Genomic DNA, 18,238 nt, shown 5'->3' on the forward strand with positions numbered 1-18,238 from the left:
GCGAGTACCGCACTTGCTGTCTTCCCATCGCTCCATCCTCTCAAGCTTTGGAGCCTCCGAGAAACCCGGGGCGGTTCACATCCGAGATTTCTCTGATACTGGAACGGAATCCGATGACAACTCGCGGAAGCATTGCTCCAATTTGGTCAATTCAAAGTCAGAAAAATTGCTTAGAACAAAATTAACGCCCACGCTCCAGTCCGGAAATGTCACAAAAAAATCTTGATGGATATGGGCCCCAAAGAGTCCAATTACGTCGATACAGCTCATTTTTTTCATTCTGTTGGGTACGCAGTATGGATATTATAGCCACGAGAAAATGCGAGGTTTCTATGAATCACTACTGTCACCCCGCATAAACTGGGGTCTGTCCCCTATTACTGCAACCTGGATCCGCTGGGTTGACCAAACTCGGCAAGTCGCTAATCTGATACCAGAAACGCAACAAACTGTGACCCACATGAATAACGTTATCCGTCTGGCCGTCATTGGAGCACTCACCCTGCTCTCGCCGACTGCTTTCGCCACGGTCATCACCGGCGACATCGATTCCGCCTTCGGCGAGCACGGGTATAGCCTGTTGCACGGAACCGACGGGTCCGAGCTTGCGATTGGCGCAGATCACGAAGAGAACCCGGCAACGCATGATCTCGACGCGATCACTGATCTTTCAGCTTGGCATTCCTCACCGGATGGAATCTCCGCGATCTACGAGGCGAGAGGCCCACGGGGAAGGTTTGGAGAGGAGCTAACGTATGCCCTCTACGGGCTCCATGGCTCACACAGTGGAGGCGCCAACGCCGCGGTTTCGTTGAATGGGCATGTTGTTTTGGAAGAAGGCCGGGGGCACCCGGTGCGTCCATACGGTCCGTCGGCCTATCAGGGCGTCATGTTAACCAATGTGCGGGGCGACGATCGGCTATATCCCGCCTACGTTGGACCAGATGGCGAGGTCTTGCGCCGCTCACAGACCCCCATCATCGACTCGGAGGACTCTGGGGCCGGCGCCACTTTCCAGGATGGAATGATCGTCTTCACGCTGACAGGCCCTTTTGAGCCATCAGAAGATGGCGATATCTTCAATGGATACGGCAGTTTTTACGTTCAGGTGTACACGCCGGATCTCGTCGAAATTAGCTCATTCTTGGTCGCTGAAGATCGTAGGCACTTGCACAGTGGGCGAGCCTTGATTGTCGACAACAAACGCATTGTGGTGTCCTTCATCAATGCAGAGGACAAGAGCAACGCTAGCGATGGGGATCTCCAGATCGTCGCGTTCACCCACGCCGGCGAGGTCGATACCTCATGGGGCGAAGCTGGATATTTTTCACCCCCCCCTCCAGTTTCGGAATTCCACGGACCGAGCACCGCACGACATGATCGCCGGATCATTGCCAGACCCGGAGGCGGCTTGTTCTACATGATCGAAGAACAGGAGAGCCTCGGAACAGGGCGTCTTTTCGCATACGACTCCCTTGGGCAGCTCGATGTGAGCTTCGGTGACCAGGGCGAGATGGTGACCGATGCGCCCTTGCCGTTTCAGCACGCTGCCGTATTTGCTGACAACTCCATCCTGTGGCAGGCGCCCGACGGTTTCTACAAGTCGATGCCTAACGGGCGGGGATTGGACGCGAACTTCAAAGGCGACGGTTTCATGGATGTACACGTCGAAGACGGTGAGAACGATGCCTCAGGTCAATCCCGTGGGCGCGTGTGCAAAGTCAGTGTTGTGAACGCGGTGATCATGCAGCGCATGGACCACCAGGGGCGTGTACTGAGATTCTTCGCTGGTAGCGCTCCAGAGACAGAGCGTCCATCCGGCACGCGGGAAAGTGGACTCTGCATCCTACGATACGATCCTGAGATCGATATGGAGCCAGACCGTGGCATGTTGACCCCTGCTCCTGGCATTGGCCCCGCCTTCTCCGCAGTCCAATCTGAGGCTCTGACAGTGCAAGGCCTTGGTCAGGACGTTCGTCTTATCGCCGCCGTTCTCAATGGCACAATGAGCGTCAACGGAGGCGAGGACTCAGGTGTCTCTGCCTGGGTCGGCAATGGAGACACAATCACCCTCACAGCAACCGCACCCGGCACTCCCGGTGAGGAAGCAGCCACGACCTTGGTGCTGTCCGACAGCATCGCGGCTGGATTTGGCAGAGAACACTTCAGTGCGCACTTGATATCAAGCAGTGGCCATGGCCGCATGTTCGAGTTCACAGTAGCGGCCAACCGGGGAGACGGTACCCCGGACGCGTTCGCCTTCGATCCCGTCACTGACGCCGAACTGGGCTCGGAGTACACCTCCAACCAGATATCCATCTCTGGCATTGACGTCGACGTTCCGGTCTCGATCGCTGGCGAGGGACAGTACCGGGTCAATGGTGGCTCATTTGGGACGGCGCCTGCCATGCTCAGTGAGGGTGACACAATAACCCTTCGCATACTCAGCGCAGATGAACACGAGCAGGCTCGCTCCTCCACGCTGACAGTCGGAAACAGCTCGGCGACGTTCACGGTGACAACAGCGCCAGAGACCGTCGATGAGCCCGGCAGCGGCTCTGATACAGGGGGTGACACCGGTGGAGGCTCCACGGGCTCTGGGGGCAGTGGTGGCGATACGGGAGGTGGACAAGGCGGCTCAAGCAATGGGGGTGAAGGTGGTTCGGGTGGAATGCCCGTACTGACCCTCTTGTTCATGCTTCTTGCATCCCGTCTGAACAGATGTTTCGGACGTTTCAAGCGGCATTGATGCAGCGGCCGTACCCTGCCTGGCAGACCTGACAGGCCCATTGGCGCACCGACTACGACAGCTCGTCGACTCGGTGGTCACACGCTGAACAGACCTTACTGCTGGGCACCCATTGGTTGATGACTGAACGGATTCAGCACACCCTCATATGAAGCGATGATCGCGATGTGCAGCTCGTTGGGGTTGACTGTAAATCTCTTCACGGCCTAGGGCAGTACAAGTCGGTGTACGCCAAAAGGAAAGCGGCCTACGTATCCTCCTAGCCGCAGGTCTGAGGGAATTGAAACGCCATTGCTGGCGGCAAAGAAGAAGAATTGCCTTGATCTCCTTCCCTCCATCACACGCCGTTCATCGGGCAAGACCTGCTGTGGGATTCCCAACGATACTGTTTATTTATACAGTCATCAAATGAACCCAGTCGCCCACAAGGGCCGCGGCGCCCTGTCCAATCGCGAAAGCCGTTACCGGCAGGCGACCACCCACGCCGAGGACGACGGCTGGTGGCAGGACGATGTCATCGAACGCGTGACCACGGTCGTGCAGGCCGATCAGTCCAGGTCGATCATCACGCACAACCAGTCGCCGGACGTGCCGTTCGACCAGTCCATCAATCCCTATCGCGGCTGCGAACACGGCTGCATCTACTGTTTCGCGCGACCCACGCACGCCTATCTTGACCTGTCCCCCGGCCTGGATTTCGAATCACGGCTGTTCTACAAGCCAAGAACGGCGGAGCTGCTGCGCCAGGAACTGAGCCACCCGAAGTACATCTGCAAGCCGATCGGGCTGGGCACGAACACCGATCCGTATCAGCCCATCGAGAAGCGGTTCCGGGTCACCCGGCAGATTCTGGAAACGCTGCTGGAATGCCGGCACCCAGTGACCATCGTCACCAAGGGCACACTGATCCTCCGCGACCTGGACCTGCTCGAGGCGCTGGCCGCCCGCAAACTTGTGCACGTGATGATGAGCGTCCCCACGCTGGATCGCTCGCTCAAGCGCACGCTGGAACCACGCGCGGCCGATCCGGCCCGGCGTGTCCGGGTCATCCAGGCGCTGACCCAGCGCGGCGTGCCCACCGGCGTGCTGGTGGCGCCGGTGATCCCGGCGCTCACCGATCATCACATCGAAACCGTGCTGGAACGTTGCGCCGAGGCCGGAGCCACCGAGGCGGGCTACGTGCTGCTGCGGCTGCCACGGGAAGTCGCTCCGCTGTTCGAGGAATGGCTCCGAACCCACCGCCCCGATCGCGCCGAACACGTGCTGTCGATCATGCGCCAGATGCATGGCGGCGCATCCTACGACGCGAGCTTCGGCCGGCGGCAGACCGGCGCCGGACCGTTCGCGGAACTGCTCGCCAAACGCTTCGAACTGGCACGCCGCCGGCACGGACTGAACCGCGAGCGCCGCGGCGGGCTGGATTGCAACCAGTTCCGTCCGCCGGTGGAGCAGATGCGGCTGTTTTGAAGAAGACCTGACCGGTGGAGGTCAGGCCTTGCCAATCAGCCCCAGCAGCCGGTCACGCTGCAAGCCGATCAGGATCACCGACGCGATCCACACGCCCACGGCCATGAAGAACAGCAGGCCGCCGTCGGTCGCGGTTCCGGTGGTGTCCACACCCGGCACGGTTTCGTTGCCGACGACGATGCCCAGCGGCGTGAACAGGTGAAAGAAGATCGCACCGCTGATGATGCAGAAGGCCAGCAGCGCGCCGAATGGATTGAGGATGCGCCAGGCCGGCACGACCAGGCCCGCGAGCAGCAACACGGCGGCCACCAGTTCCGCCGACCCGATCACCTTGGCGGAGAAGATGCCGCCCGGATTGAACAGCCCCTCGACACCGATCAGACCGGCGGCCCAGGCATCCAGCGTGCCGAAGATCAACTGGGTTTCCGGCGCGTCGATGAACTTGAAGAACAAGGACTGCACGAACACGAACGCGATGTAGACCGACAGCAGCACCGGCAGGTAACGCTGGGCTTTGGACATGGAATGCTCTCCCCCTGAATCTGTTTGCTTACGACCGGACGGCCTCGACGAATTTCCCGTCCCGGTCCGCCGGGTCGGTGTAGCGCACCTCCACGATCTCGATCTCCGCCGGCCCCGTCGGCAGGTGCACGATGCAGATGTCACCCACCGATTTTCCCCGCACGGCCCGGGCCATCGGCGAATCCGCGCTGATCCAGCCGCGCCCCGTCTCCACCTCGTCGGCGCCCACGACCCGGTAGGTGCGTTCCTCGGCCGCCTCGTCTGCAACCGTGACCCAGGCGCCGAAGAACACGCGATCCGGATCATCCGGCAACCGGTCCACGACCTTCAGCGCCTCCAGGCGCTTGGTCAGGTAGCGCACCCGCCGGTCGATCTCCCGCAGCTCCTTCTTGCGGTAGATGTACTCGGCATTCTCGGAGCGGTCACCCTCCGCCGCGGCAGCCGACAGCGCACGCACGACCTCGGGGCGGCGCCGACGCCACAAATGATCCAGTTCCTCGCGCAGGCGGGCATGGCCCTCCGGCGTGATGTAGGGGCTGGACACGGCGACCCGGACTCAGTTTCCAGTCAGCGCCGCCAGGTCCGCCGGCGGCGGCAGGCTGTCGGGCACGAACAGGTCCGGCGCAAGCCGGGTGGCGGCCGGATCGACCTGGTAGCCGCTGAAGTCCCGCACGCCGGCCTCGTAGAGCACGAGGTCGTCCATGCAGTGCTGTCCGGTGAACTCGCGGGCGGGCCTGGTCAGGATCGCGTGCGCGGCATCGCCCATGATCTCCGGGGTGCGGCTCATCGCCACCAGCGAGTCGCCACCCAGCAGGTTGGCCACGGCGGCGGTTGCGATTGTGGTGCGCGGCCACAGCGTATTGAACGCAATGCCGTCGCGCTTGAACTCCTCGGCCATCGCCATGGCGTAGATGCTCATCATGTACTTGGCCATGGAATAAGCCGGGTGCGGCGCGAACCACTTGGGGTTCATGTCCAGCGGCGGCGACAGGTTCAGCACATGCGGATTGTCGGCCTTCTTCAGATGCGGGATGCAGGTACGGCTGACCAGGTAGGTACCGCGACCGTTGACCTGGTGCATCAGGTCGTAGCGCTTCAGCGGCGTGTCCAGCGTGCCGGTGAGCATGATCGCACTGGCGTTGTTCACGCAGATGTCGATGCCGCCGAAGGTCTCCACCGTCTTGTCCACGGCCGCCTGCACCGCCGCCTCGTCGCGAATGTCGCAGACCACCGGCAGCGCCTTGCCGCCCGCCGCCTCGATGTCCTTGGCGGCCGTATGAATCGTCCCCGGCAGCTTCGGATGGGGCTGATCAGTCTTCGCGGCGATGGCGACATTGGCGCCGTCCTTCGCGGCGCGCAGCGCGATCGCCAGTCCGATCCCGCGGGACGCACCGGAAATGAACAGGGTCTTGCCCGCCAGGGAACCGTTGGATTCGGCCATGGAGTCTCCTACATCTAGCTATATGAATGGCGCCTAGAATATCGCAGCCGGTCAACCAGCGACCTACCCGGTCGGAACCGGCACGGAACTTTCGGCCGGCTTGAAAATCCACAGCTGGGCCCCATCTGCGCGACATCGCGATCCCGTCGGACGACGGTGCGATGACACGCCGCGCTACCGAGCGGGCGTGCGGGGTTGTTTCGAACATCAAGAAGAGCGAGACAGGGATGCTGAAAGTTCAGTCACTGAGCCGGCGCTTCGGTGCGCTGGTTGCGGTCGATGGGCTGTCGTTCGAGGTTGCGCCGGGAGAAGTCCTGGGCTTTCTCGGTCCGAACGGCGCCGGCAAATCGACCACGATGAAGATGATCACGGGGTTTCTGACCCCCTCCTCCGGTACCGCGACCATCTGCGGGCACGATATCCAGACCGACCCCGTGGCGGCCAAGCGCGAACTGGGCTATCTGCCCGAAGGCGCTCCGGCCTACGGCGACATGACCGTGGAGCAGTTCCTCCGCTTCATCGCCCGGATTCGCGAGATTCCGGCCGGGGAGATCCAGCAACGCATCGACACGGTGATCGACAGCATTCAGCTGCAAGCCGTCGTCCACCGGCCGATCGAAGCGCTGTCCAAGGGCTACAAGCGTCGGGTGGGGTTGGCGCAGGCCATCCTCCATGACCCGAAGGTGCTGATTCTCGACGAGCCCACGGACGGCCTGGACCCGAACCAGAAGCACGAGGTGCGCAAGCTGATCCGGAGCATGGCCAAGGACAAGGTCATCGTCGTCTCCACGCATATCCTCGAAGAAGTCCCGGCCGTGTGTACGCGAGCGATGCTGATCGCCAAGGGTCACGCGCTGTTCGACGGGACGCCCGAGCAGCTGAGCGCGAAATCCCGTTACCACCAGGCGGTGACGGTGCAGCTCGACGCCGTTGATGACGCCGCCGAGGCGCTGCGCGCGCTGGACGGCGCGGCGTCGGTGGAAACCGGCCCACACAGCGTCACGGTATTCCCGACACCCGGCGCCAGCCTGATCGAACCGGTGAACCAGCTGGCACGCGAGCGCGGCTGGCAAACCCATTCGATCTTCCAGGAACCCGGCCGCCTCGACGACGTGTTCCGCTCGCTGACGGAGGCCGCGTGATGCACCAGGTCAAGACCTTGTTCCAGCGTGAACTGGCCGCCTACTTCGCCACACCGCTGGCCGTCGTGTTCATCGTCATCTACCTCGCGCTGACCGGCGTGTTCACGTTTTATCTCGGTAACTTCTACGAACGCGGGCAGGCCGATCTGCAGCCCTTCTTCGGCTTCCACCCCTGGCTTTACCTGCTGCTGGTGCCGGCCATCGCAATGCGGCTGTGGGCCGAGGAGCGCAAGTCCGGCACCATCGAGCTGTTGCTGACGCTGCCGGTGACCATGTGGCAGGCGGTCCTGGGCAAGTTTCTCGCCGCCTGGGTGTTTCTCGGGATTGCATTGGCGCTGACCGTGCCGATGTGGATCACCGTCGCCTATCTCGGCGACCCGGATCACGGCGTGATCATCGCCAGCTACATCGGCAGCTGGCTGATGGCCGGCGCCTACCTGTCGGTGGGTGCCTGCATCTCGGCGCTGACCAAGAATCAGGTGATCGCCTTCGTCGCGACCCTGGTGGTCTGCCTGGCCTTCACGCTGGCCGGCTTCCCGCTGGTGCTCGATGCCTTCTCCGGCTGGGCACCGGTCGGCCTGGTCGAGCTGGTGTCCTCGCTGTCCTTCCTGTCGCATTTCCAGGCGATCAGCAAGGGCGTGCTGGCCGCCAATGATCTCGTCTACTTCCTCGTTGTCATCGCCGCCTGGCTCGTTGCCGGCGCGATGCTGATCGACCTCAAGAAAGCGGAATAACATGAACCGGACCAAACGCTTCTCACGGTGGGGTCTGGCGCTGGTCGCGGTGATCGCGCTGGCGGTCATCGCCCTGGCCAACACGCTGCTCTCCGGAGCCCGTGTCGACCTCACCGAAAACAGGCTCTACACGTTGTCCGACGGTGCGAAGAACATTCTTCGCGACCTGGACGAACCCATCAATCTGTACTTCTTCTACTCGCGCGAAGCGGCCAGCGACGTGCCGTCGATCAGCACCTACGCGGCACGCGTGCGCGAGATGCTGCGCGCCATGGAGGATGTCGGCGGCGACAAGGTGCGGCTGACCGAAATCAATCCCGAGCCCTTCTCGGAGGCCGAGGATCGCGCCGCCGAGTTCGGGCTGCAGGGCGTGCCGCTGGAAGCCGGCGAAACGCTTTACTTCGGGCTGGCCGGCACGAACGCGGTGGACGACGTGCAGACGATTCCGTTCTTCCAGCTCAATCAGGAATCCCTGCTGGAATACGACCTGGCCAAGCTGATCTACCAGCTCTCCCGGCAGTTCAAGCCGACGCTGGGCCTGATCAGCGGCCTGGACATGGGCGGCGGGTTCGATCCGCAGTCCATGCAACCGGCGCGGGAATGGCTGATCCTGGATCAGCTGCGGCAGTTCTTCGACGTTCAGGAAATCCAGCCCGATGCCGAGACGATTCCCGACGACGTCGAGTCGCTGATGATCGTGCACCCGGCCGGGCTGTCCGAAGCACTGCAATACAGCATCGACCAGTTCGTGCTCGGCGGCGGTGGCGCGCTGATCTTCGTCGATCCATTCGCCGAGACGGCGGCCCAGAGTTCCATGGGCATGGCCGACGATCCCAAGCCAACCTCCTCGGATCTGGCCAGCCTGCTGGGCCCCTGGGGCGTCAGCATGGATCCGCAGCAGGTCGTCGCCGACGGCACCAATGCACTGGCGGTGCAAACGCGCGCCGGCGCGCCGTCCTATCACCTGGGCCTGATCGGCCTGGGCGGTGACGCACTAAGCCAGGACGACGTGGTCACCCAGGGCCTGGACGCGATCAACCTCGGCTATGCCGGCGCGTTGCAGGCCGCGGACGACACGACGCTGGAGATCACGCCGATCATGCAGTCCAGCACCGAGGCCGCGTTGATCCCTTCATTCCGCATTCAGCCGGGCATGAACCCGAACGACCTGAGGCGCGGCTTTTCACCGACCGGTGAGCGCTACGCGGTGGCCGTCCGCGTGCGCGGCAAGGCGCCGTCCGCCTATGGCGACACGCCCCCGGAGAACATGGAGAACCCGGACCACCTGACGGAATCGGACCAGCCGATCAATCTGGTGGTGGTTGCCGATACCGATCTGCTGCGCGACAACCTCTGGGTTCAGGTGCAGAACTTCTTCGGCCAGACCATGGCCTCCCCGTTTGCCAGCAACGGCGATCTGGTGGTCAATGCCGTGGACAATCTGCTCGGCTCCTCCGATCTGATCGGCATTCGCGCCCGCGCCAGCTTCTCGCGCCCCTTCGAGGTCGTCGAACAGCTCAAGCGCCAGGCCGAGGGTCGCTACCTGGAAACCGAACGGGAGCTTCAGGCCGCGCTAAGCGAGACCGAACGCAAGATCACCGAGCTGCAAAGCCAGGGCGGTGAAGGCGACACCTTCATTCTCACGCCCGAGCAGCAGGAGGCAATCGAGCAGTTCCGCGAGGAGAAAGTTCGCATCCGCCGGCAGTTGCGCGACGTCCAGCACGAGCTGAACAAGGACATCGAGCGCCTTGGCACCACGCTGAAATTCATCAACATCGGCCTCGTGCCGCTGTTGCTCGCCCTCGGGGCGCTGGTCATCGGCTGGCGTCGCGCCCACAGGAGAGCCGCATGAAACCGCAAACCTTCTTCGCCGGCCTGGCGCTGGCCGCGATTCTGATCCTGGCCGCGATCACGCTGGGCGACCGCCATCCCGGCGAGGTGAGCAGCGGCGAGTTGCTGATGCCGCCGCTCAACGAGCGCCTCAACGACATCACCCGCATCCGCATACAGGGCGACAGCGACCAGACAGTCACCCTGGTGCGTGAGCAGGAACGCTGGATGGTCGGTGAACGCGACTATCCGGCCGATGTCGCTGACATCCGCGAACTGCTGATCAATCTGTCGGAGGCGTCGACGCTGGAGGAAAAGACCAGCAATCCGACGCTTTACGAGCGACTGGGCGTCCAGGACCACGGCACGGGCGAGACCGCGAACAAGCAGATACTGATCTGGGCCGGTGACGAGCAGCTGGTCGGCATCCTGCTCGGCAAGAACGCCGGCCAGCCCCGCGGCACTTATGTTCGTCTGGTCGGCGGTGACACCAGCGCGCTGGCCGATCGGGTGCTGGTTGCCAGTGCGGATGTCACGCAGTGGCTGGAGACCGACCTGATCAACGTGCCGCCGGAGGACATCGTGTCCGTGCAGGCGATGCCCGTGGATGGCGAACCCTACTCGCTGAGTCGTTCCGCCGAGGCCGGCGATCTGACGCTCGACGGGCTGGATGCCTCCGAGTCGGAAAAGGGCGCGAGCGTGGCCCGTGTCGGCCGCGTATTGCAGAACCTTCGGCTTGAGGACGTGCTGCCAGCCGATGCAGAGACACCCGCGGACGGCTGGTCGAAGCTGCTGTTCACGCTTGATGACGGCAGCACCATCACCCTGGAGACGGCCGAAGCCGGCGATGACAAGCTGCTGCGTGTGGACATCCAGCCCGCTGATGATGCCGACTCGGACCTGGTCGCCGCGGCGGATCGCACCGCGGGCCGCAGCTTCGTGATTCAGGGCTACAAGTTCAATGATGCGTCGCAGGCGCGCGATGATCTGATCCAGGCCGACGATACCGCCGGCTGAACCCGACACGCTTCGGGACACAAAAAAAGCCGGGGCCCGATCGGACCCCGGCTTTTTGCTGGCTGACGCCCGGCGTCAGTTGTTGTCGATGGTGATCAACGGACCGGCCAGAGGCAGTCCGGCAACCTCGGCGGCGCTGCCGCTGTCATCACCGGTGGCCACCACGGCCGTCAGCGTGACGCGGAAGGTCACCGTGGCCGGATCGTCATCACTCGTGAAGCTTGACGAGCTGTTGCCGCAGGCGGTCAGCGAGGCCACCGCGGCGACCACCGCGAGCAGTGCCAGCTTGCGCCGTGACAAACCAGCGGCACCGGCCAATCCGACCAGCATGAGGCCACCACCGGCGACCATCTGCAGTCCGAAGGCGGACGCGGTCGTCGTACCGAAATCAACCGCAACGATCAGACTCTCCGATGTGGCCGGATCCAGCGACCGTCCCGCGTCGAAGGTCGCGGTGAAGGTGCCGGCAGCGTCGTTGAAGCTGATCATGCCCGCGATCTCGGTCTCGCCATCGTCGAATTCGCCATTGGCGTTGGCATCGAGAATGATCGCGGCACGGGCCACGTCATCGAAATCGCCGGTACCGCCGAGCGAGCCCGAGAAACCCGTGTAGGTCACGGACTCGTCCGACTCGTTGCTCAGGGTGTAACCCAGCGCAACAACACCGGTGGCATCTGGCGCGACCGTGGCGTTGGTGAGCGCTGTCGCCGTCACCGACATGATCGGCGCGTTACTCAACTCGTAGGCACCGATGTCACAGTCCGCGGACCCGTCGTTATCGCCATCGAACGGGCGGATGTCGGGGACACCACGCTGGTCGAGGTTGCCGATCTCGGGTCCGCCACAGACGCTGTTGAACGCCGCGTCGACGGCCGGGCTGCCAACCTGCAATGCGACCGTCATCGTCGCGCCACCGTTGGCCTGGAGCCCTTCGGCGTCGAGCAGCGGGTCCTCACCGACGACGTTTGCCGACCCACTGAGCGTGGCGTCGCTGTCGTCCTCGATCAGGTTGTACCCGCCGCCACCCAACGTGCCGAACACGTCGGGGCCGGCGGTCACCGCCGTGTTGTCGCCGATCAGCGTGTTGGTCGCGCTGGTGCTGGCGGTCTCCGACACGAACACGCCACCACCACTGTCACCGGCCGAGTTCGCGGCAACCGTCACGTTGATCAGATTCGTGACCGACGCCGGCTGTCCGAACACCCCGCCGCCATGGGTCGCAGTCGCGGCATTGCCGAAGACCGTCGAGTTGTAGACGTTCATGGTCGAGGTGTTGAAATTCCACAGACCACCACCTTCGTTGGCGGCCGTGTTGTTCGACACCAGCGAACGGTCGATGGTGACGGTGCTGCCGGTTCCGGTCACGTGCAGGCCACCACCATTACCCGGCGTGGGCCCCGCCACGTTCGCGTCCAGCGTGACATTGAGCAGATCGACAGCCGTCGAACCACTGTTCGAGTTGTCCTCGATCGCGCCACCGGCCCGCACGGCCGTGTTGCCCGAAAATGTCGTATCGGACACCGAAAGCTGCCCCCCGCTGTTGAGGATGCCGCCACCGGATCCGCCGGTTTCACCGGACGCACCGTTGTTGATGATCATGGCATTGGCCACGGTCATGACACCGCCCTTGTTGAACAGCGCGCCGCCGCCGACCGGCATCTCGGCATCGCTGCCCAGCGCCAGGTTGCCGTCAAAGGTGGTACCCGACACACCGAGGGTGCTCGGCGCGGCATTGTTCCAGAGACCACCACCCTCGCGCGCGGCGAAGTTGCCGGACACCGTGCCGCCGTTGACCAGCACGTATCCGGCCCCGGTGATATGCAGACCACCGCCGTTCCCGGGCGCGGCATCCTCCGTCGGCACGCCGTCGGCATCGGTACCGGCTCCGTTGCCATCCAGCGTGACATTGGTCAGCGAGATGGACGGTGCCTGGGCTGACGGGGTCGAGGAAGCAATCTTGTCCTCGATACCGCCACCGGCGCGATTGGCCAGGTTGCCGGTGATGGTCGCACCCACGACGATCACGCGACCGTCGTTGTTGAAGATGCCACCGCCGGAACCGGCCGCGCCCAGCGCGGTGTTGTTGGTGATCGCGGTCTGCGAATCGATGGCGATGACACCGCCCTGGTTGAACAGCGCGCCACCACCATTGTCGGCCTCGTCACCGTTCGCGGCATTGGCGTCAAAGCTGACTCCGATCAGCGTCATCTGCCCGGAACCGTTCCAGAAACCGCCACCTTCCGCGAAGGCCGTGTTGCCGGACACGGTGCCGCCGGTCGCGGTGAACGTACCGTTGCCGGTGATGTGCACGGCGCCGCCATTGCCCGCGCTGATCGTCCCGTTGTCATCGATGCCGGAGACGGAATTGCCGGTGAAATCGGTGGCCTGAATGATGACCGTGGTCGCCGTGTCAGCGGCATTGTCCTCGATGCCGCCGCCGGCGCGCATCGCGGTATTGGCACTGATCGTCGCGTTGGCCACGGTCAGCGAACCACCGTTGTTGAAGATGGCGCCACCGGAACCGGCCATGCCGGATGCGGCATTTCCGTCCAGGGTCGCGCCATCGACACTCAGCGTGCCGCCGTTGTTGAACAGCGCGCCTCCGCCATTGTCAGCGTCCGCGCCCAGCGCTTCGTTGCCAGTGAAGCTGGCCGCGCCGGTGATGGTCATCATGCCGGAGCTGTTCCAAAGCGCACCGCCCTCGCTGCCGGCGGTGTTGTCACTGTAGACACCGCCGCTGAATGTCGCGGAACCAGCGCCGGAGATATGCAGGGCGCCGCCGTTGCCCGGGTTGGGCGTGACATGCGAATTATTGGAGAACGTGACGTCGGTGAAACTGCTCGTCGAACTGGCGCCCAGTTCCACCGCCCCGCCAGCGCGGTTCGCGGTATTGCCATCGAACGTGGCGCCGGTGACGGTCAGCGTGCCGTTGGACAACAGCGCACCGCCACTACCCGAGTCTCCCGTCGCGGCATTGCCGGAGAACGTGCCGTTGGTGATGGTCAGCGTGCCGTCGCTGAACACGGCGCCGCCCATGCCGGCGTTGTCGCCAGTGGACTCGCTGTTGGTGACGTCGACATCGGTCAGCGTGACATCGGCACTGGCCGCAACCTGAAGCGCCGCGCCGGACTCGGCCAGCCCCGCTGTCAGCACGAGGTTGGTGAACGTCACCGCGGACACATCACCTTCGGAGGTCGACGTGTCGACGACGAAGAGTTGCGTCAGATTGCCGCCGCTGACCTCAAGCGGGGTCGGCACCAGACCGGTGGGATCCACGTCGCCGTCGATGACAACGTCATCAGTGATCGAAATTGGTGTATCGAGGGTGATGGCCGACAGGCCCCCGCCCAGCACCGTACCGGGATCGAAGCTGATGGTGTCTCCGTCGGCCTCGCCCGCCGGGGCGTCACCAACGGCCGCGTTGCTGTTGGCCGCCATGACGGCCTCCCGCAACGAGATCAGACCATCGGTGTCATCAACCGTATCTGCCTCGGTATCGACCACGTAATCCGTGGCCATCGCCGTACCCAGCGGTAACAGCAATCCGACTCCCGCGATCGCCAGTCCTCTGGCGAAACGCATCCGATTTCGCATATGTGGCATGTGACTACTCCTGTTCATCCATCAATGGATTTCCGTTGGATCGACACGCCCCGCCCGTGCCGAATGACTCCGTCGTACCCCAGTTGCCCAAGCATCGATGGTTGGGAAAAACCCCTCCCGTGGGAATTTTTACCCTACCAGCTATAACTGATATGTCACGTGCCCGCTGGGTCGCGTCCATCCATTCGCGGCGATTCCGGGTTCGGATGCACATTGCCCCGGTCCGCCACGAAAGCGTGACGCCGCCGCGATGCCGTGAATGGTTAAACTCGTCCAATGGATGCTCAAACCCGAACAATCGCGTTGCTTGAGAAGATGTGCGCGACCATGCCGGCGCTGGAGGCGGTGGGCGTGGAGTGCGTCGCCCTGACGCTGGGCGAGGCGCGGCTCAGCGCGCCACTGGACCGGAATCAGAACGACAAGGGGACGGCATTCGCGGGGAGTCTGAATGGATTGGGCCTGCTCACCGGCTGGCTGCTGACCCAGCGGGTGGCATTCGAGTTCAGCGCCGAGACACAGTGCGCCGTGTTCGATGCGCGCACCCGGTTCCGCCAACCGGTCCACGGCCCGTTGCTCGCCCGCTGCAAGTGCAGCCTGACGGCGCGCACCGATGTTCTGCTGGCACTGGAACAGGCCGGTCGCGCACGCTGGACGCTGGAGATCGAGGTCGGCAGCGAGACGCTGGCGGACGCCGTCAGGATGACCGCCGACTATGCCATCTGGACCAACAAGCCCGGACCTCACGTTCCCTGAGCCGGGCGGGTTTCGGGAATCCCCAGCACAGCCGTTGGGAGACTCGTCGCGCGCCATCGCGTGACCCGGATTGTGCCCTGCCGGCCTGAAGACCCTCGTCCCGACGCAGGTCAATGTGCATCCACGCTCGTCGGCCCCGTCACGAACGCCGTATCGGTCGGGCCGACTGCGTTGAACGGACGTTCGATGCTTGGACGCCAATACGCGGCGGTTACTCGACACCACGTTGCGAACAACGCGGTGAGTCAATGGCTAGCGAAACACCACCGTCCGCGCCCCGGACACGATGACCCGGTCCTCCAGGTGCCAGTGCACGGCGCGGGCGAGCACGCGACGCTCGATGTCCCGGCCCATCGCCCGCAGGGCGTGAACATCGTCGCGATGGGTGACGCGCGCCACGTCCTGCTCGATGATCGGCCCCTGATCCAGTTCCGACGTCACGTAATGAGCGGTGGCACCGATCAGCTTCACGCCACGCTCGTAGGCTTGCCGGTAGGGGTCGGCCCCGACGAACGCGGGCAGAAAGCTGTGATGAATGTTGATGATCCGTTGCGGAAACCGGGCGACGAACCCCGGCGACAGAATCTGCATGTAGCGGGCCAGCACGATCAGGTCGGTCTGTTCGCCGATGACATCCAGCGCGGCCTGTTCGGCATCCGCCCGGGTTTCGGGGGTCACGGGGATGTGGCGGAACGGCACGCCGAAACGTTCGGCATGGACGGCGGTGGATGCATGATTGGACACCACCGCGGTGATCTCGGCCGCAAGATCGCCCCGCGCATGCCGCCACAACAACTCCTGCAACGTATGCTCGGTCCGCGATGCGAAGATCACCATGCGTTTCTTCACGCCGGCGTCGACCATGGACCAGCGCATGTCGAAGGGATCGCCGACCTGCGCGGCGAACGCGGCCCGCAGCGTCGCGTCAGGCGGCTCCAGATCCGGCAGCTGGAACTCGACGCGCATGTAGAACAGGCCACCGGTCATCTCGGTGGAGTGCTGGTCCAGATGGGTGACGTTGGCGTCGTGTTCGTACAGAAATCGCGTGACCGCGGCGACGATGCCGGGCTGGTCGGCGCACTGGATCAGAAGTCGGGCGGAACATGACATCGGACAACTCGCTGGAAATCTGGGTCAAGGTGAATGCCGGGGCGTCAAGAGACCGGATCGACGGCTGGATGGAGGATCAGCTCAAGCTGCGGGTCGCGGCCGCACCGGAGCGAGGCCGAGCCAACCGCGCCGTCTGTGCGTTGATCGCACGGACGCTGGACGTGGCACCGCGCGACGTCACCGTCGTCCAGGGACCGACGTCGCCACGCAAGCGGATTCGCATCGCCGGCGATCCCGTCACGCTGTGGACGAGGTTGACAGCCTTGTATCCCGGATCAGACCTTCCTGCGCCACGCTAGCCACCAGCGTTCCGGCGCGGTTGAAGATCAGCCCGCGCGCGATCCCGCGCGCACCCTGGGCACTGGGGCTGTCCAGGTGGTACAGCAACCAGTCATCGGCCCGCAGCGGGCGATGGAACCACAGTGCGTGATCCAGGCTCGCGACGATCATGTCGGGCTGAAGAAAGTTGCGTCCGTGCGGCCGTGTGCTGGTCCCGAGCAGGTTGTAGTCGCTGGCGTAGGCCAGCACGCAGCGATGCAGCATGGGATCGTCCGGCAACACACCGGAGGCCTTGAACCAGACCGACCCGGATGGCGGCCGCGGCTCCGGCTGCAACGGGTTGGTCGGATTCACCGGACGAAATTCGAAGGCACTCGCCCTGGTCAGGAACGTCTGATGCCTCGACGTCGCGCTCTTGACCCACTCCTTCGCGAGCGTCTGCTGATCCACCAGCTCCTCGGGTGGTGGCACATCGGGCATGGTCGCCTGATGCTCGAAACCCGGCTCATCGATGTGAAACGACGCCATCATCGAGAAGATCTGCTGACCGTGCTGGATTGCCTTGACCCGGCGCCAGCTGAACGAGCCGCCGTCGCGCGAGCGCTCCACGTCGTAGACGATCGGCGCTTCCATGTCGCCCGGTCGCAGAAAGTACGCGTGCAGCGAATTCGGGGGGCGATCGGCGTTCACCGTGCGGGTGGCCGCGACGAGCGCCTGACCCAGCACCTGTCCGCCGAACACGCTGCGGCCGCCCAGATCGCGGGATTCACCCCGAAACAGATTGTCTTCCAGGTACTCGAGATCGAGCAGGTTGAGAAAGTCTTGCAGTACGGTTGCCATGGCGCGGGATTGTAGCCGTTCCCTGCGGGCGCGACTCGGCGGGACGAATCAGCCCGGGACGACCGTGCGCGTCGCCGGGGGCATCCTCAGGACGGTTTGGAGTCCTTCGGCTGCTCGTCGGCGAACAGCTGTTCCAGCTCGCTCGCCGAGCGATGGGCCATTTCGATCATCTTGTCGAGATCGTCATGAGACCCGAACGCCTCGAACAGGCGCTCCTCATCCTTGGCGGCGAAGGTCTCGGTGGTGAAACGCACCTGGGCATCGGACAACCCCAGCCCCCGCAGCACGCTGCCCGCGGCGCGCAGACTCGAATCGAAGGTGTCACGAACGACATCGCGAATGCCCAGTTCCATGAGCTTGTAGGCATGGCGGCGATTTCGGGCGCGGGCAACAATGCGGATGCCCGGCGCCATCTCCTTGACCGCCCGGGCAATGCGCAGCGATGCGACTTCGTCCTGCACCGCCAGCACGAACAGGTCGGCATGCTCGACACCGGCGGCGCGCAGCAGTTCGGGGCGCGAGGCATCACCGTAATAGGTGCGATTGCCGAAGCGGCGGACGAAATCCACCTGATCGGAATCCAGCTCCAGCGCGGTGAACGGAATGCCGCGGGCTCGCAGCACGCGGCCGATGATCTGCCCGAAGCGACCGAACCCGGCGATGATCACCCGGTGGTGGGACGATTCGATCTGATCGAAGGGCTTGTGCACATGCGGAAACCAGCGCAGCCACACGTGATCGTTGATCAGGA

Annotated in this window: 15 protein-coding genes; 8 read left to right on the forward strand and 7 right to left on the reverse strand. The window is 63.8% G+C overall.

Features of this window, described 5'->3' with window-relative positions; genetic code table 11:
• The first annotated feature begins 460 nt into the window (after positions 1-460).
• Together ABNS06_RS16045 and ABNS06_RS16050 are read left to right on the forward strand one after the other, a co-directional pair.
• On the forward strand, positions 461-2,749 hold the full coding sequence (locus ABNS06_RS16045; protein ID WP_348675612.1) for a hypothetical protein: 2,289 nt from the start codon (positions 461-463) through the stop codon (positions 2,747-2,749).
• Between the two features lie 408 nt (positions 2,750-3,157).
• A complete protein-coding gene (locus ABNS06_RS16050; protein ID WP_348675613.1) occupies positions 3,158-4,216 on the forward strand; it encodes a PA0069 family radical SAM protein in 1,059 nt (352 codons plus the stop codon).
• Positions 4,217-4,237: 21 nt separating this feature from the next.
• On the opposite strand, the gene ABNS06_RS16055 is transcribed toward ABNS06_RS16050, so the two are convergent.
• The 3 genes from ABNS06_RS16055 to ABNS06_RS16065 are packed head-to-tail and all read right to left on the reverse strand — an operon-like array spanning position 4,238 to position 6,179.
• Positions 4,238-4,738, reverse strand: a complete 501-nt coding sequence (locus ABNS06_RS16055) for a hypothetical protein (RefSeq protein WP_348675614.1) — start codon at positions 4,736-4,738, stop codon at positions 4,238-4,240.
• Positions 4,739-4,766: 28 nt separating this feature from the next.
• Complete coding sequence (greB, locus tag ABNS06_RS16060; protein ID WP_348675615.1) at positions 4,767-5,282, reverse strand: transcription elongation factor GreB; 516 nt, start codon at positions 5,280-5,282, stop codon at positions 4,767-4,769.
• Positions 5,283-5,294: 12 nt separating this feature from the next.
• The gene (locus tag ABNS06_RS16065) at positions 5,295-6,179 is read right to left on the reverse strand and encodes an NAD(P)-dependent oxidoreductase (protein ID WP_348675616.1); all 885 of its coding nucleotides are present in this window, start codon (positions 6,177-6,179) and stop codon (positions 5,295-5,297) included.
• 227 nt (positions 6,180-6,406) lie between these two features.
• On the opposite strand from ABNS06_RS16065, the gene ABNS06_RS16070 reads away from it, so the two are divergent.
• Genes ABNS06_RS16070 through ABNS06_RS16085 form a run of 4 tightly spaced genes read left to right on the forward strand, consistent with a single transcriptional unit; the run spans position 6,407 to position 10,902 of the window.
• Positions 6,407-7,321 (forward strand): ATP-binding cassette domain-containing protein, encoded by a 915-nt coding sequence (locus ABNS06_RS16070; protein ID WP_348675617.1) that lies wholly within the window; start codon positions 6,407-6,409, stop codon positions 7,319-7,321.
• A complete protein-coding gene (locus ABNS06_RS16075) occupies positions 7,321-8,055 on the forward strand; it encodes an ABC transporter permease subunit (protein ID WP_348675618.1) in 735 nt (244 codons plus the stop codon). The genes ABNS06_RS16070 and ABNS06_RS16075 overlap by 1 nt, the downstream gene beginning before the upstream one ends.
• Position 8,056: 1 nt before the next feature.
• Positions 8,057-9,907: a Gldg family protein gene (locus ABNS06_RS16080; RefSeq protein WP_348675619.1), complete on the forward strand. Its 1,851-nt coding sequence runs from the start codon at positions 8,057-8,059 to the stop codon at positions 9,905-9,907.
• Positions 9,904-10,902, forward strand: a complete 999-nt coding sequence (locus ABNS06_RS16085; protein WP_348675620.1) for a DUF4340 domain-containing protein — start codon at positions 9,904-9,906, stop codon at positions 10,900-10,902. The genes ABNS06_RS16080 and ABNS06_RS16085 overlap by 4 nt, the downstream gene beginning before the upstream one ends.
• Before the next feature lie 75 nt (positions 10,903-10,977).
• Here ABNS06_RS16085 and ABNS06_RS16090 read toward each other — a convergent pair whose 3' ends face one another.
• Complete coding sequence (locus ABNS06_RS16090; protein ID WP_348675621.1) at positions 10,978-14,505, reverse strand: choice-of-anchor Q domain-containing protein; 3,528 nt, start codon at positions 14,503-14,505, stop codon at positions 10,978-10,980.
• A 303-nt stretch (positions 14,506-14,808) separates the two neighbouring features.
• Between ABNS06_RS16090 and ABNS06_RS16095 the strand changes: the two genes are divergently transcribed.
• Positions 14,809-15,258, forward strand: a complete 450-nt coding sequence (locus ABNS06_RS16095) for a YiiD C-terminal domain-containing protein (RefSeq protein WP_348675622.1) — start codon at positions 14,809-14,811, stop codon at positions 15,256-15,258.
• A 252-nt stretch (positions 15,259-15,510) separates the two neighbouring features.
• On the opposite strand, the gene purU is transcribed toward ABNS06_RS16095, so the two are convergent.
• A complete protein-coding gene (gene purU, locus ABNS06_RS16100; protein WP_348675623.1) occupies positions 15,511-16,368 on the reverse strand; it encodes a formyltetrahydrofolate deformylase in 858 nt (285 codons plus the stop codon).
• Here purU and ABNS06_RS16105 point away from each other — a divergent pair.
• Positions 16,362-16,667: a DUF167 domain-containing protein gene (locus tag ABNS06_RS16105; RefSeq protein ID WP_348675624.1), complete on the forward strand. Its 306-nt coding sequence runs from the start codon at positions 16,362-16,364 to the stop codon at positions 16,665-16,667. The two genes, purU and ABNS06_RS16105, sit on opposite strands and share 7 nt — an antisense overlap.
• On the opposite strand, the gene tesB is transcribed toward ABNS06_RS16105, so the two are convergent.
• Both tesB and ABNS06_RS16115 read right to left on the reverse strand, forming a co-directional pair.
• Positions 16,606-17,487, reverse strand: a complete 882-nt coding sequence (tesB, locus tag ABNS06_RS16110; RefSeq protein WP_348675625.1) for an acyl-CoA thioesterase II — start codon at positions 17,485-17,487, stop codon at positions 16,606-16,608. The genes ABNS06_RS16105 and tesB overlap by 62 nt on opposite strands.
• Positions 17,488-17,573: 86 nt before the next feature.
• Positions 17,574-18,238, reverse strand: a 665-nt coding sequence (locus tag ABNS06_RS16115; protein WP_348675626.1) for an NAD-binding protein, incomplete at its 5' end; no start/stop codon positions are given.

Origin of the sequence: uncultured Abyssibacter sp., from assembly GCF_964000955.1 — a bacterium.
Classification (GTDB): domain Bacteria; phylum Pseudomonadota; class Gammaproteobacteria; order Nevskiales; family OUC007; genus Abyssibacter.

Bases quoted from the DNA above. Each gene is read 5' to 3' on its own strand.
- ABNS06_RS16055 (WP_348675614.1), bottom strand. From the start codon at position 4,738: ATGTCCAAAGCCCAGCGTTACCTGCCGGTGCTGCTGTCGGTCTACATC.
- ABNS06_RS16065 (WP_348675616.1), bottom strand. From the start codon at position 6,179: ATGGCCGAATCCAACGGTTCCCTGGCGGGCAAGACCCTGTTCATTTCC.
- ABNS06_RS16075 (WP_348675618.1), top strand. From the start codon at position 7,321: ATGCACCAGGTCAAGACCTTGTTCCAGCGTGAACTGGCCGCCTACTTC.
- ABNS06_RS16105 (WP_348675624.1), top strand. From the start codon at position 16,362: ATGACATCGGACAACTCGCTGGAAATCTGGGTCAAGGTGAATGCCGGG.
- ABNS06_RS16085 (WP_348675620.1), top strand. From the start codon at position 9,904: ATGAAACCGCAAACCTTCTTCGCCGGCCTGGCGCTGGCCGCGATTCTG.
- ABNS06_RS16070 (WP_348675617.1), top strand. From the start codon at position 6,407: ATGCTGAAAGTTCAGTCACTGAGCCGGCGCTTCGGTGCGCTGGTTGCG.
- ABNS06_RS16050 (WP_348675613.1), top strand. From the start codon at position 3,158: ATGAACCCAGTCGCCCACAAGGGCCGCGGCGCCCTGTCCAATCGCGAA.
- ABNS06_RS16045 (WP_348675612.1), top strand. From the start codon at position 461: ATGAATAACGTTATCCGTCTGGCCGTCATTGGAGCACTCACCCTGCTC.
- tesB (WP_348675625.1), bottom strand. From the start codon at position 17,487: ATGGCAACCGTACTGCAAGACTTTCTCAACCTGCTCGATCTCGAGTAC.
- purU (WP_348675623.1), bottom strand. From the start codon at position 16,368: ATGTCATGTTCCGCCCGACTTCTGATCCAGTGCGCCGACCAGCCCGGC.
- ABNS06_RS16080 (WP_348675619.1), top strand. From the start codon at position 8,057: ATGAACCGGACCAAACGCTTCTCACGGTGGGGTCTGGCGCTGGTCGCG.
- ABNS06_RS16090 (WP_348675621.1), bottom strand. From the start codon at position 14,505: ATGCCACATATGCGAAATCGGATGCGTTTCGCCAGAGGACTGGCGATC.